This is a genomic window from Leptolyngbya subtilissima AS-A7 (assembly GCF_039962255.1).
GTDB lineage: Bacteria > Cyanobacteriota > Cyanobacteriia > Phormidesmidales > Phormidesmidaceae > Nodosilinea.
This window is the reverse complement of record NZ_JAMPKY010000002.1, coordinates 300,800-314,446: the sequence shown is the minus strand read 5'-3', so window position 1 is coordinate 314,446 and position 13,647 is coordinate 300,800. Positions and strand designations below refer to the sequence as shown.

The 13,647-nt window shown below is 57.0% G+C and carries 15 protein-coding genes; 11 read left to right on the top strand and 4 right to left on the bottom strand.

The window, feature by feature from the left end; all coding sequences use genetic code 11:
* Window positions 1–2 precede the first annotated feature (2 nt).
* Entirely contained in the window at window positions 3–347 is a 345-nt protein-coding gene (locus NC979_RS06020) for a DUF4870 domain-containing protein (RefSeq protein WP_190518418.1), read from the top strand.
* Between the two features lie 818 nt (window positions 348–1,165).
* Here NC979_RS06020 and NC979_RS06015 read toward each other — a convergent pair.
* The gene (locus NC979_RS06015) at window positions 1,166–2,206 is read right to left on the bottom strand and encodes a YheT family hydrolase (protein WP_190518416.1); all 1,041 of its coding nucleotides are present in this window, start codon (window positions 2,204–2,206) and stop codon (window positions 1,166–1,168) included.
* A 70-nt stretch (window positions 2,207–2,276) separates the two neighbouring features.
* Here NC979_RS06015 and NC979_RS06010 point away from each other — a divergent pair, with 70 nt between their 5' ends.
* Window positions 2,277–3,368, top strand: coding sequence for a Gfo/Idh/MocA family protein (locus NC979_RS06010; RefSeq protein WP_242023980.1), 1,092 nt, complete (start codon window positions 2,277–2,279; stop codon window positions 3,366–3,368).
* Here the strand turns inward: NC979_RS06010 and NC979_RS06005 are convergent.
* The gene (locus NC979_RS06005; RefSeq protein ID WP_190518414.1) at window positions 3,325–3,525 is read right to left on the bottom strand and encodes a heavy-metal-associated domain-containing protein; all 201 of its coding nucleotides are present in this window, start codon (window positions 3,523–3,525) and stop codon (window positions 3,325–3,327) included. The genes NC979_RS06010 and NC979_RS06005 overlap by 44 nt on opposite strands.
* Before the next feature lie 273 nt (window positions 3,526–3,798).
* Here NC979_RS06005 and NC979_RS06000 point away from each other — a divergent pair, with 273 nt between their 5' ends.
* From NC979_RS06000 to NC979_RS05975, 6 genes are all read left to right on the top strand, one after another.
* Window positions 3,799–4,998: a citrate synthase gene (locus tag NC979_RS06000; RefSeq protein ID WP_313887129.1), complete on the top strand. Its 1,200-nt coding sequence runs from the start codon at window positions 3,799–3,801 to the stop codon at window positions 4,996–4,998.
* A gap of 390 nt (window positions 4,999–5,388) precedes the next feature.
* The gene (gene nuoH, locus NC979_RS05995) at window positions 5,389–6,507 is read left to right on the top strand and encodes an NADH-quinone oxidoreductase subunit NuoH (protein WP_190518412.1); all 1,119 of its coding nucleotides are present in this window, start codon (window positions 5,389–5,391) and stop codon (window positions 6,505–6,507) included.
* A 105-nt stretch (window positions 6,508–6,612) separates the two neighbouring features.
* The gene (gene ndhI, locus NC979_RS05990) at window positions 6,613–7,248 is read left to right on the top strand and encodes an NAD(P)H-quinone oxidoreductase subunit I (RefSeq protein ID WP_190518982.1); all 636 of its coding nucleotides are present in this window, start codon (window positions 6,613–6,615) and stop codon (window positions 7,246–7,248) included.
* An 82-nt stretch (window positions 7,249–7,330) separates the two neighbouring features.
* Window positions 7,331–7,942 (top strand): NADH-quinone oxidoreductase subunit J, encoded by a 612-nt coding sequence (locus tag NC979_RS05985; protein ID WP_190518410.1) that lies wholly within the window; start codon window positions 7,331–7,333, stop codon window positions 7,940–7,942.
* 89 nt (window positions 7,943–8,031) lie between these two features.
* Complete coding sequence (nuoK, locus tag NC979_RS05980; protein WP_073606437.1) at window positions 8,032–8,337, top strand: NADH-quinone oxidoreductase subunit NuoK; 306 nt, start codon at window positions 8,032–8,034, stop codon at window positions 8,335–8,337.
* Between the two features lie 154 nt (window positions 8,338–8,491).
* Window positions 8,492–9,412: an NAD(+) kinase gene (locus NC979_RS05975; protein WP_190518408.1), complete on the top strand. Its 921-nt coding sequence runs from the start codon at window positions 8,492–8,494 to the stop codon at window positions 9,410–9,412.
* Between the two features lie 15 nt (window positions 9,413–9,427).
* Here the strand turns inward: NC979_RS05975 and NC979_RS05970 are convergent, their stop codons facing one another.
* Complete coding sequence (locus NC979_RS05970; protein WP_190518406.1) at window positions 9,428–9,718, bottom strand: hypothetical protein; 291 nt, start codon at window positions 9,716–9,718, stop codon at window positions 9,428–9,430.
* Between the two features lie 276 nt (window positions 9,719–9,994).
* Between NC979_RS05970 and NC979_RS05965 the strand changes: the two genes are divergently transcribed.
* The 3 genes from NC979_RS05965 (at window position 9,995) to NC979_RS05955 (ending at window position 12,271) form a co-directional block, all read left to right on the top strand.
* Window positions 9,995–10,516 carry a photosystem I assembly protein Ycf3 gene (locus NC979_RS05965; RefSeq protein ID WP_190518403.1) on the top strand — a complete coding sequence of 174 codons (522 nt, stop codon included), beginning with the start codon at window positions 9,995–9,997 and terminating at the stop codon, window positions 10,514–10,516.
* A 99-nt stretch (window positions 10,517–10,615) separates the two neighbouring features.
* On the top strand, window positions 10,616–10,903 hold the full coding sequence (gene gatC / locus NC979_RS05960; protein ID WP_190518401.1) for an Asp-tRNA(Asn)/Glu-tRNA(Gln) amidotransferase subunit GatC: 288 nt from the start codon (window positions 10,616–10,618) through the stop codon (window positions 10,901–10,903).
* A 225-nt stretch (window positions 10,904–11,128) separates the two neighbouring features.
* Window positions 11,129–12,271 carry a TRAP transporter substrate-binding protein gene (locus NC979_RS05955; RefSeq protein WP_190518399.1) on the top strand — a complete coding sequence of 381 codons (1,143 nt, stop codon included), beginning with the start codon at window positions 11,129–11,131 and terminating at the stop codon, window positions 12,269–12,271.
* 25 nt (window positions 12,272–12,296) lie between these two features.
* Here NC979_RS05955 and NC979_RS05950 read toward each other — a convergent pair whose 3' ends face one another.
* Window positions 12,297–13,631, bottom strand: a complete 1,335-nt coding sequence (locus tag NC979_RS05950; protein WP_190518397.1) for a TRAP transporter large permease — start codon at window positions 13,629–13,631, stop codon at window positions 12,297–12,299.
* Window positions 13,632–13,647 lie beyond the last annotated feature (16 nt).

Below are 13,647 nucleotides of genomic sequence, written 5' to 3'. Positions count from 1 at the left end.
CCATGCATTCCACTGAAGACATCGGTACCCGCAAAATTCTTTCTGCCGTTAGCCACGGCTCAATTTTCTTTAACACTCTCGTCGTGTCTGTTGGCGTTCCTATCGCCATCCTGCTGATTTCTAACGACTCAGTCGTTAAAGAAAACGCTAAGGAAGCCATAAACTTTCACCTAAATATATGGTTTTGGAAGGTAGTCGCAGGAATTTTGGCCTGGGTGCTGATCGGTATTCCGCTGTTGGTGGTTGTATTTCTTGTGGACTTGATTATGCCTATCTTTGGCATCTTCCACAGCATTACTAACTCCAACACAGCATTCCGCTATCCCCTCATTCTGCGCCTGTTTTAGGGTCTGTGATCGGTTAACTGCTGATGGCTTAAGAATCAGTGGTTACAGTCCCTAAACCTTTTTGGGGTGGGCGCGGCAACGCTAACGTACAGAGGACTGTAGTGAGAATCGATGACACGCCTAAGAGGGCGTTTGAGAAGTAATTTGCTGTAGCTTTAGCCACCTACCGATCCCCCTAAATCCCTTTTCTTAAAGGGGGATTTAGGGGGATTCCCACTTTTGTTACAAGAGATGGAATTTTTCAAACACCTTCTAACATGTTGTTCACAGAGTTCTCCATGGCCTAGGGTGCCTCAGATCAGGTGTTGACGCACCCTAGAGATCAAAACATCTTTGCCTTGTTTATTTCCGTCCTATCAACTCTATGCTGGGGTTCTGACTTTTCTGCAGGGCGGGTTCATGTTTGCCCTGCTCAGACGTTCATCCCCATTTAGCGTAGGTTGACCTTGAAACCAAGAACCTGTGCTGCGTATTTGCTGATGATTTCGGGGTTACCCACGTTATTCAGCTCCAGGTGTATGGGGCTAAATTTCATGTGGTCGGCGCGGTTTTATTTGGATTAGCCTACTTTGCGATCAGGGCTCGGCTACTGAAACTCGGGCGATCGCCCCTGTGGTGGGGGGCTATTTTACCAGTATCGGCGGGGTGTTAGGGGTAGTTCGCTTTTTAGAGCTTCATGCCAACCCATTCACGGTCTTTCACGTCTTCATCGAACTCATTGTTGTCCCTCTGTGTATTCAGCAGCTGCGGCAAGCTCGACATTGAGACCAACGGGTCACCCGGCCGTTCAAAACACGGTGAACTTAGCTACGCCAATCTCAGGTAGTCTGCCGCTCTACCCAGTCCAGCGCGCGGTTCCACGCCCACCAGGGGTCGTTATCCCCGGCCTGGCGTTGACCGGCGCTGCCGTTGTAGTAGCCCACGTGGCCACCGTAGTCAGTGAGCACCAGGTCGATTTTGGGGTTGGCCGCACAGACCTTCTTTAAGTCGGGGATGATCTCTGGGCTAAATAGCGGGTCATCGGCAGCGTAGAGAATCAGCGTCGGAGTCGTTAGATCGGCCATAAAGGGCAGCGGGCTACTGGCGTTGTAGTAGTCTTCGACCGAGGCAAACCCCAGGCGAGGAATTACCAACTCGTGGTCAAAGCCCCAGATGCTGTTGGCGCGATCGATCGCAGCTAGGTCAAAGTGGTCGGGGTGAGCTTCGTAAAGGCGTTGGGCCAGGCGCTTGAGTTCTTGGGCGATCGATCGCTCTAAAAACTTGCCCAGCGGGTCTGCGGTCAGGTAGCGTAGCGATCGGTTGGAGTCGAGGCTGGGGCAGATCACCACTACTCCGGCAATATCTCCCGGTGCTAAACCACTGTCGGATGGTAGCTGCATCGCTGCTTTCGCCCCCCACAGCGCCAGCTGCCCGCTAAGGGAATAGCCCATGAACCAGAAGGGTGGCGCACAGCCAAGCGCCTTTGCCTGGGCAGCCAGAGCAACATAGTCATCCCCTTCATAGATGCCATCGGAGGTGAGGGTGGGCGAAAGGTCTGCGGTTTTGCCGTGGGCGCGCCAGTCAAACACCACCAGGCCGTAGCCTCGATTGTGGGCTTTGCGGCCCAAAATTTCGAGCTGCCACTGGTCGTCGAGGCTACCGGTAATGCCGTAGGTAGCGACAATGGTGCCCTTTGACCGCTCGGGTACCGTCCAGCGACCAAAAATCGGCACATCCCCCTGGCCTGTGAAAATATGGTCTTGGTAGGTGACGGGCGGCAGGTCAATGCTTTGGGGCCAGGTTTGGCTCGACACCAGGGCGGTGTAGAGGGTCATGGCCAGACCGTTCTGCAAAAACCAGGGGGGCACAAAGGGGGGCATAGGTTCGTGCTAATACTGCCTTCAGCATTCCAGAGAACCCGTTGCAGCACCATCCCCCTGCTGGAGAAAAATGTACTATGGCGGTGGCGACGCAGCTGAGGAATGGGTGATGGCAACCCCCAGGGTTGAGAGCGATGTAGTGCGAGTCGGCATGGTCGGCACGGGCTTTGTAGCGCGGTTGCGAGCCGATGCGCTCCGGGCAAGCGATCGCGCATCCCTAGTTGCCGTAGCCGGCCACAACACCGCGGATACCCAGGCCTTTGCCGCGCAGTACAACGCCGTGGCTGTAGACAACTGGCAAGCCCTGATCGATCGCTCTGACCTAGATCTGATCGTGGTCTGCCACATCAACCGCGATCACACTACCGTGGCTGCCGCTGCCCTAGAGGCTAATCACCATGTGGTAGTGGAATATCCCCTGGCGCTGAGTGCCGACCAGGCTCAGCCTCTGCTTGCCCTAGCCCAAACCAAACAGCGCCTGCTGCACGTCGAGCACATCGAGCTGCTGGGGGGCACTCATCTAGCGGCAAAAGCTAATTTGGGGGCGATCGGTCAGCCCTTCTACGCCCGCTACTGCACCCTGGCCCCTCGCCGCCCTGCTCCTGCCACCTGGACCTATTGCCCTGAGCTGTTTGGCTTTCCGTTAGTGGGGGCACTATCGCGCCTGCACCGGCTGATCGACTGCTTTGGCCCAGTGGCGCGGGTCTATTGCCAAAACCACTACGACCGCCTCACCCGTGGCCCTGAGGGTATGACCTGCTACGCCACCTGCCTCTGCACTGCCCAGCTCACCTTTGCCTCAGGGCTAATTGCCGAGGTGACCTATGGCAAAGGCGAGACCCTGTGGCAAGCGACGCGGCGGCTAGAGGTAATCGGCAGTGACGGCTCGCTTTGCCTGGACGGTGACCAGGGTACTCTGACCGACGCCCAAGGTACCCGCGCTATAGCAGTCGGCTCTCGCCGGGGGCTGTTTGCGGCCGACACTGCCCAGGTAATCGAGCATTTGCTGACCGGACAGGCACTGTACTGCACGCCCGAGGCCAGCCTCTACACCTTGCAGGTGGCCTCGGCGGCCCAGCGATCGGCGGCGACGGGGCGGGTAGTCGATGTTGCCGCGCCTAGGCCTGCACCGTATAGCCCGCCTTCTGAATTGCCTCGGTAAGTGCCTCGGCGGTCACGCTGGCGGTAATGTCTACCGCCTTAGACGCGAGGTCGGTTTTGACCTCGGCGCTGGGGTCAATGGCCTGTACGGCTTGGGTAATGGTGCTAACGCAGGCTCCACAGGCCATATCGGGTACGGTCACAGAAAGGGTGGTCATAGGGATTGGTGTGGGAAATTGAGGACTCAATCACTGTAGGCCATGGATATTGGCACGGGCACGATCGGCTTTTGATCTGCTGGGGCGATCGCCGTTCCCTACCCACGTGTGAAAGTCTCTGCTGGCCTTCGACCTCGCCTGAATTGGGTCTAACAAGACGTGCTGTTACACTGCCATTCTCCCCACTCGGTTGACAGCAGCGCTAAGGTTGATCAAATGATTTGGTAGCGTTGATTCTAAGGGGCTAACGCCCTTGGAATCACAGGTCAGCAAATGGGAGCGACAACTATTATGACCGTATGTGAGTACAGGCCCGGTTTAGAGGGTGTACCGGCCACCCAGTCGAGCATTAGCTATGTGGATGGCCAGGCGGGAATTCTGGAGTATCGCGGCATTCCCATTGAAGAGTTAGCCCAGCGGGGCACCTTTCTTGAAACGGCCTACCTGTTGATCTGGGGCGGGTTGCCCTCCAAGCAGGAGCTAGAAGCTTTTGAGCACGAAATTTGCTACCACCGCCGCCTTAAGTACCGCGTCCGCGACATGATGAAGTGCTTCCCCGAGAGCGGCCACCCGATGGATGCCCTGCAAGCTTGTGCGGCGGCCCTGGGCCTGTTCTACTCTCGCCGGGCGTTGGATAACCCTGTCTACATTCAACAGGCGGTGGTGCGGCTGCTGGCCAAAATTCCCACCATGGTGGCGGCGTTTCAGCTGATGCGCAAGGGCAATGACCCGGTGCAGCCCAGGGATGACCTCAACTACTCCGCCAACTTTCTCTACATGCTCAACGAGCGTGAGCCCGACCCTCTGGCGGCGCATATCTTTGATGTTTGCCTCACCCTCCACGCCGAGCACACCATCAACGCCTCGACCTTTTCGGCGATGGTGACGGCCTCGACGTTAACCGACCCCTACGCGGTGGTGGCTTCGGCGGTAGGCACCCTAGCAGGGCCGCTCCACGGTGGCGCTAACGAGGAGGTGATCGACATGCTGGAGGAGATCGGCTCGGTTGAAAACGTGCGCCCCTATGTGGAGCGCTGCATTGCCGAAAAGGCTAAGATTATGGGCTTTGGCCACCGGGTCTACAAGGTCAAAGACCCCCGCGCCACCATTTTGCAAGGGCTGGCTGAGCAGCTGTTTGCCAAGTTTGGCCAAGACGAGTACTACGCGATCGCCCTAGAGATGGAGCAGGTCGTCTCTGAAAAGCTCGGCGCTAAAGGCATTTACCCTAACGTTGACTTTTACTCGGGGCTGGTCTACCGCAAGCTGGGCATTCCGACCGATCTGTTTACGCCGATCTTTGCGATCGCTCGGGTGGCCGGCTGGCTGGCCCACTGGAAAGAGCAGCTGGGCGAAAACCGCATCTTCCGCCCCACCCAGATCTACACTGGCCCCCACGACCAGCCCTATGTTGACCTAGCTGACCGCCCCCACATCTGGGATAAGCAGGGTTTTTCGGTGTCTCTACCCTCCTGATAAGCCACTGATGGGTCAGACCCCCCTGGGCACTCTTCTCCCCTGCGCAGATTATTGATCTAGTGACGATTTTCAGGAACTCCTGCCCCTCTGGCGCTTGCGCTGGGGGGCTTTTGTTTGAGGGCGTGAAGAGGTTTAAGGTGCAGGGTATAGGGTCGCAGGAGCCATAAAGCTTTAGAGATTTCGAGTGCGGAACTATTTAGAACTTCCCCGGAGCCTTATACCGTAAACCTTGGACCTCCCACTGCCTACACCATTCTTCAATACCCTCCCGCCAAAACTTCCTATGAATCCCACCCGCCTGGGTCGGTGGATGGGGGAAGATAACGGTAGAATCTAAAGTGTTTTCTCTCTGCCAGAGTTAACTGTACCGTTGCTAAGGACTGGCCCATGAATCAAGGAATTGACCTACAGGGTAGTTTCGTCACCGCCCTCGTCGACCTGGGACTGCCAGCTGGAGCGGCAAAGGCTCTGTGGTTGCCCCTGCCTATGGTGGTGATTCTAGTTGGAGCCACGGTCAGCATTTTTGTGACGGTATGGCTAGAGCGCAAGATTTCTGCCGCCGCTCAGCAGCGGATTGGGCCTGAGTTTGCTGGACCCCTCGGTACCCTTCAGGCCGCTGCCGATGGCATCAAGCTGATCTTCAAAGAGGACATCACCCCCGCCAAGGCTGACCCGATTCTGTTTACGCTGGGGCCTGCGATCGTTGTGATCCCGGTGTTTTTGTCGTACCTGATTGTGCCCTTCGGCCAAAATCTGGTGATTACTGACATCGGCGTTGGCATCTTTCTATGGATTGCCCTCTCCAGCATTGCCCCTATCGGCCTGCTGATGTCGGGCTATTCCTCCAACAACAAGTACTCTCTGCTAGGGGGCTTGCGGGCAGCGGCACAGTCCATCAGCTACGAAATTCCCATGGCGCTGGCGGTGCTGGCCGTGGTGCTGATGTCGAACAGCCTGAGCACTATCGACATTGTCAATCAGCAGTCGGGCTACGGCATTTTGGGTTGGAATATCTGGCGACAGCCCGCCGGATTCCTGATTTTTTGGATTGCGGCCCTGGCGGAGTGCGAGCGTCTACCCTTTGACCTGCCTGAGGCGGAGGAAGAGCTGGTGGCCGGTTACCAGACCGAATACACCGGCATGAAGTTTGGCCTGTTCTACGTAGGCTCCTACGTCAACCTGGTGCTGTCGGCGCTGATTGTCTCGATTCTGTATTTGGGCGGCTGGGAATCTCCTGTCTCGGTGAGCTGGCTGGCGAGCCTGTCGGGCCTCAGTGAAACTACCCCCTGGCTTCAGGTCATCACCGCTTCGCTCGGCATCGTCATGACTTTGTTCAAGGCCTATGCCCTAGTGTTCATTGCGGTGCTGCTACGGTGGACCGTGCCCCGCGTTCGCATTGACCAACTGCTTGACTTTGGCTGGAAGTTTCTGCTGCCGGTGGCGTTGGTCAACCTGCTGCTGACCGCCGCCCTTAAGCTGGCGTTTCCGGTTGCCTTTGGTGGCTAGCTCAGAGAGCTTGCTTTACCCTGTAGATAAGTGGCTGCTGGTGGCTAACCCCTGCTGAACGCTCAACCCCATTGACAATCTGTATCACTGCGAAGGTTTCCCATGCTGGGTTTTCTTAAACAAGTCGGCGATTATGCCAAAGAGAGCTTACAGGCGGCCAAATATATCGGTCAGGGCCTCTCTGTAACCTTTGATCACATGAGTCGCCGTCCGGTGACAGTGCAGTACCCCTACGAGAAACTGATCCCCTCAGAACGGTTTCGGGGCCGCATTCACTTTGAGTTTGACAAGTGCATTGCCTGCGAAGTGTGCGTGCGGGTGTGCCCTATCAACCTGCCCGTAGTCGATTGGGAGTTTGACAAGGCGACTAAGAAAAAAGACCTGAAGCACTACAGTATTGACTTTGGAGTCTGTATTTTCTGCGGCAACTGTGTGGAGTATTGCCCCACCAACTGCCTGTCGATGACCGAAGAGTATGAGCTGGCTGTCTATGAGCGCCACCAGCTGAACTACGACAACGTGGCTCTGGGTCGTCTGCCCTACAAGGTCACCCAAGACTCGATGGTCACTCCCCTGCGGGAGCTAGCCTACTTACCCAAGGGCGTGATGGATCCTCACGATCTGCCGCTCAACGCTCGTCGGGCCGGTCAGATGCCCCAAGAGATTTTAGAGGCGGCTCAAAATGAGGCTACAGCGGCTGAAGGTGAAGCTAAAGCCAGTGAAGCCAAGCCCAAGGAGTAATGCACCCGTTGGGGTTCCGTGGTACATTCGCCTAAGCTAAGACCACGGCTGCGATCGCTTAATTTTTACAGGAGTCAAGACTGTGACGCTAGCGGAAGGAGTACAACTCGTTGCCTTTGGCATACTGGTTGCGATGACGCTGGGGGGTGCCCTGGGAGTCGTGCTGTTGGATAACATTGTCTACTCGGCGTTTTTGCTGGGAGGCGTATTTACTAGCATGGCGGGCCTCTATATCTTGCTCAACGCGGGGTTCGTGGCGGCAGCTCAGGTGCTGGTATATGTGGGTGCTGTCAGCGTGCTGATTCTGTTCGGAATCATGCTGGTGAATAAGGAACAGCAGTTCACCCCCATGAAGCAGGCCTGGGTGGGCAAGCTCGCCACCGGCGGGGTTTGCGTTGGTCTGTTTGCGCTGCTGACAACCTCAACCCTAAACACGCCCTGGGCTATTTCCACCGAAGTGCCCAAGGGTGAGATGGCCACTGTCGCCATTGGCATTCACTTCTTTACCGACTATCTGCTGCCTTTTGAGCTGGCTTCGGTGCTGCTGCTGATTGCGCTGATCGGGGCGATCGTGCTGGCCCGCCGCGAGTTGATTCCTGACATGGTTCCTGGAGAGACTGCCTCTGAAGCATTGCAGCTGCCAGAGCGACCGCGCGAACTGGTGTCGTCGGTGGCAAGCCCAGAGTCTGACTAGACCTCTGTTCGGCTGCCTTGGCAGGCTGAGGAACTGCTGCCCAAGGCTCAAAACTGTTGTTAGGGATTGGAACGGATTCTTCTTCAGCCATGCAACTTGAGTATTTTCTGCTTACTGCCGCTGCCCTGTTCTGTATTGGCATCTATGGCTTGGTTAACAGCCGCAACGTTATTCGCGTGCTGATGTCCATTGAGCTGATGCTAAATGCCGTCAACTTAAACCTGCTGGCGTTTTCGAATTACCTCGACCCGGTGGGCATCAACGGTCAGGTGTTTGCGGTGTTTGTGATTAGTATCGCGGCCGCTGAGGCGGCAGTGGGCTTGGCCATTGTGCTCTCGATCTACCGCAACCGTGACACCGTTGATATGGAGCAGTTCAACCTGCTCAAGTGGTAGACCTGCCTGCTGAGGCACAAGAATGTCTGGATTGTAGAGGGGGTGGCCGTTGCTCCCTCTACAATTGTCTTTAAAGCACTGGGGTGTCGCTGTCTAGGTACGCTAGAGACGGTGTGCTCTTTTGCTCTGTACTATCAACCCACCGCATTTTGTTGTGCAACTTGAGCAAGTCATCATTGTCCATAAGGCTGGCAATCGGCTGAGCCAACAGTGGGCGGAGAAGTGCGCCCGCCAGCTAGAGGCTCTGGGCAGCAAGGTCTTGCGCGGCCCCAGCGGGCCCAAGGACAATCCCTACCCGGTGTTTTTGGCCTCGGTGAGTCAGCCGATTAATCTGGCTGTTGTGTTTGGTGGTGACGGCACGGCGCTGACAGCGGCTCGCAATCTGGCCGCTGAGAATATCCCGATTCTGGCGGTCAATATTGGCGGACATCTGGGGTTTTTGACCGAAAGCTCTGAGGAGATGGATGACACTGAGGCGGTTTGGGATCGGCTGCTGAGCGATCGCTTTGCCGTTCAGCGGCGCATGATGCTACAGGCCCGCATCTACGAAGGCCACCGCACCAACCTCGACCCCCTCAGCGAGGTCTACCTGGCCCTCAACGAAATGGCTATCAAGCCCGCTTCCCCCGATCGCATGATCACCTCTATGCTCGAAATGGAGATCGACGGCGAAGTAGTGGATCAATACCAGGGCGACGGTCTGCTGATCAGCACCCCCACTGGCTCGACTGGGTACACCGTGGCGGCGGGTGGCCCGATTATTCACCCCGGCATGGATGCGATCGTGGTGACGCCGATTTGCCCGCTGAGTCTATCGAGTCGCCCGATTGTGCTGCCGCCGGGCTCAGTGGTTAGCGTGTGGCCCCTGGCTGACCCCGACCTCACCACCAAACTGTGGACCGACGGGATATTGGGCACCGCCATTTGGCCGGGGCAGCGGGTAGATGTGCGCAGCGCTGAAGCCATGGCCCAGTTCATCATTCTGCGCCAAGACCATTCCTACTACGGCACCCTGCGCAACAAGCTCAACTGGGCTGGCACCCGCGTCAACTACGTGAATAACCATAGAAACTAGGGTGAAATCTGCTGCTCAAGAAATGTGGCGATCGCGGTGGATGTCATAGATCGCTTTTTCCCAACACCACTGCTCACTCTGGCTAGGATTGCGCAGTTGCACCTGCTCGACCAAGCGCTCGGCTACAGCTTGGTTGCCCCCTACTAGGCGCAAGAGCTGTCGCTGGGTGTGGCCCCGCACCGACCGACTCGGGACGGTAGCGGCTGGCGAGCGATGGGTAGCGGGCCGCCGTCGGCTCTGGCGACGATTGAGCCAGAAGATGAGCGTAACAATGAGTGCGATCGCCAATAAAAAAGATAAATCCATTCCAGCGGCATAACGTGGCTTAACCCTCGGAGCCCTTGGCCAGAACTGGTCTACAGCCAGTGGACTTCCTTCTATGGCTAAATTGGGCTAACTCTAGTTCTACACAAAAATGCCGTCTACCGGCAGGTGGTCTCAAGGCCGCTGCCATTAAACCGCCAGGGTTTGCTAGTGTAATTTATATATTTGTCTAGCCTAGCCCCTGAGCTGCTGCTGCGGCAACACCACCGCCGCCGGGCTTAGGTAAGCGTTAAGTCCCTCATTTGCGCGTCGCTACCCATGCCAAGAACCCAACGCAACGACAACTTCATTGATAAATCCTTCACTGTCATGGCCGACATGATTTTGAAGATGATGCCCACTAAAAAGAGCCAGAAGGAGGCGTTTGCCTACTACCGCGACGGCATGTCTGCCCAGGCCGATGGGGAATACGCTGAGGCTATGGAAAACTACCGCGAAGCCCTGACTCTAGAGGAAGAACCCTACGATAAGAGCTTCATCCTTTACAACATGGGCCTGATTCATGCCAGCAACGGCGAGCATGAGATTGCCCTAGAGAAGTATAAGGAGGCGCTCGACCTGAACCCTCGCCTCTGTCAGGCCCTTAACAACATTGCGGTGATTTACCACTACAAAGGCGAGCAGGCTGAAGCCAGCGGTGACACCGACACCGCCGAAAACCTCTTTGACGAAGCGGCCCGTTACTGGCTGGAGGCGATCACGATCGCCCCCAACAACTACATCGAAGCTCAAAACTGGATGAAGAACACTGGCCGCATGAAGAATGACATTTTCTTCTAAGGCAAGCTCTGTAGCCCGTAGGGTGGGCATTGCCCACCACCGCATTTCTCCCAACCTACAGCTGACGAGATTCAATTCCCTTTTCTGGATGACGTTTCCATGATCGATTTTGAACAAGTTCGCAAAGTTGCCCTTCTGGCCCGCCTAGAACTCACTACCGAAGAAGAAGAGCAGTTCACCGGGCAGCTCAGCGGCATTCTCGACTACGTAGAGCAGCTCAAGGAGCTCAACACCGACGACGTAGAGCCCACTACTCGCGCTATTGAGCTCAGCAACATTACCCGCACTGACAGTCTTCAGACCTTTGCCGAACGAGATGCTATTCTCGACTGCGCTCCCGATTGCGAAGATGGCTTCTTCAAAGTGCCCAAGATCTTAAGCGAGTAGAGAGTTCAAACCTAACTAATTCAGCATTAATGGCTGCCTAGTCCACGAACAGTGGACTAGAGTCCGTTTTCTTACGATTTCCTACTGATAGCGCCAGCAGATCTCAACCTATAGGACAATCGACCTCAGTCTATAGGACAATCGACCTCAGTTTGAATATACGGCAGTCGCCGATTGATGGCTGCTGCTTTGTTTTGTCCTGGGGTTTCCCTACGTTGAGGTGCCATGAAGCGTCGGCAGTTGGTTAAAACGACAACCTGGGGTGTGGCTGCAGCTACGACCGCGAGTGTGGCCGCCTGCACCGGGGCCTCTTCCCCAGTAGCAGAGGGCACCGCTGAGGATTTGCCCCGGATCGATTGGCAAATGGCCACTAGCTGGCCTGCCGCCCTCGACACAATTTTGGGTGGGGCTCAGACCTTTGCCGATCGCGTCAGCACCATGAGCGGCGGTCGGTTTACCATTTCACCCCGCTCCGCTGGCGAAATTGCTCCCCCCCTAGAAGTGCTCAACGTGGTCTCCCAGGGGGCAGTGCCCTGTGGTCACACGGCGTCGTACTATTACGTGGGTCGCAGCCCGGTGATGGGCTTTGGGGCCAGTCTGCCCTTTGGCCTGACGCCCCAGCAGCAAAACGCCTGGCTCTACGAGGGCGGCGGGCTAGACAAGCTTCAGGAGTTTTATGCCCGCCAGTTCAACGTGATTCAGTTTCCGGCTGGCAATACCGGGGCGCAGATGGGAGGATGGTTTCGCCGCGAGATCGCCAGTGTCAGCGACCTGGCTGGGCTCAAGATGCGCATCCCCGGTCTGGGGGGCCAGGTGATGAGCAAGCTGGGGGTGACGGTGCAGACGCTGCCTGGAGGCGAGATCTTTCAGGCGCTGCAAACCGGGGCGATCGACGCCGCCGAGTGGGTAGGCCCCTACGACGACGAAAAGCTGGGGCTGAATAAGGTGGCTCAGTACTACTACTACCCTGGCTGGTGGGAGCCGGGCAGCACTCTCGAAGTGCAGATCAACCTCGACCAGTGGAATCAACTGCCCGAGGTCTACCAGCAGATCGTGCGTGCGGCGGCCTTTGAGGCCAACATGGAAATGCTGTCGCGCTACGAAACCCGCAACAATGAAGCCCTGCAACGCCTAGTTGACGACGGCGTGCAGCTGCGTGAATACAGCGCCGAGATTATGACCGCCGCCCAGGAGGCCACCTTTGACCTCTACGATGAGTTTGCCGCCAACGACGCCGACTTTAAAGCCATCTATAACGACTGGCGCGGGTTTCGCGATCGCATCTATGCCTGGAGTCAGCTCAATCAGGGAGCCTTTGAGCGCTTCGTCTACAGCAATCTCAAGGCTGGGGGCGAGCCGCCCGCCTAGCACAAGGGCTGACGCTAAGGTAAGGCTACTGGAGCGATCGCTCCACCAGCCAGCTCACCGTCTGGGGAAACACCATCACCACCACCAGCACTACTAGCTGAATGGCCATAAACGGCAACGCGCTGCGGTGAATTTCGCGGGTGCTGATGGTCTTGGGGGCCACGCTCTGCAAATAAAACAGCGAGAACCCCACCGGCGGCGAAATAAACGCCGTCTGCAAATTTAGCGCCATCACCACCCCAAACCACACCATGTCAATGCCTAGAGCTTGGGCGGCGGGGACCAGCAGCGGCATGGCGATAAAGCAGATCTCAATAAATTCTAAAAACACCCCCATGGCGAAAATCACCAGATTGGCCACCAGCAAAAAGGTCACGTAGCCCCCCGGCATATTCACCAGCAGATTGGTGATTAGGGTCTTGCCCCCCAGGGCATCAAACACCAGGCCAAAAAACGATGAGCAAAACAGAATAATCAGCACTACCCCCGTCACGATCGCTGTGGCGTGGGCGGCCTCTTGCAGCAGCTTGAGCGTCAGTCGTCTGTTGAGGGCGGCCAGCCCACAGGCCCCGACTGCTCCCACCGCGCCCGCCTCGGTGGGGGTGGCGATGCCAAAGAAAATGCTGCCCAGCACCACAAAAATCAGCAGTACCGGCGGCACGATCGCTTTCATTACTCGCTTTAGCAGGTCCCAGGGGCTGATCTGGCGCATGGCTAGGGGCAGCGGCGGCGCGGTGCCAGGCTTAAAGTAGGCCACCATCAGCACATAGATCGCATAGGCTCCGGCCAGCATCAGCCCCGGAATCAGCGCTCCCAGGAACAGATCGCCTACCGACACCCCCAGCTGGTCGCTCAGCACCACCAGCACCAGGCTGGGCGGGATCAGCTGTGCCAGGGTGCCTGAGGCAATGATGGTGCCGGCGGCCAACTCTTTGTCGTAGCCGTGGCGCAGCATAATCGGTAGCGAAATCATGCCCATGAGAATGACGGTGGCGGCCACCACCCCAGTCGTTGCCGCTAGCAGGGTGCCAACCAGCACCACCGCCAGGGCCATGCCGCCGCGCAGGGGGCCAAGCACCAGGCCGATGGTCTCTAGCAGCTCCTCCGCCAGGCCTGACTTTTCAAGCACCGCGCCCAAGAACACAAAAAATGGAATCGCCAGCAGGGTGAAATTGGCCATGGTGCCAAACCAGATGTTGGGCAGCAGCAAGAGGCGGGCGGGCTCAAAGGCCCCGAGCAGCCAGCCCACTAGGCCAAACACCAGGCCCGTACCCGCAAAGGAAAATGCCACGGGGTAGCCGCTCATCAAAATCACAAAGAAGCCAACGAACATCGCGATCGCTAACCACTCGTAGCCCATGGCGCTCCTTATAAGG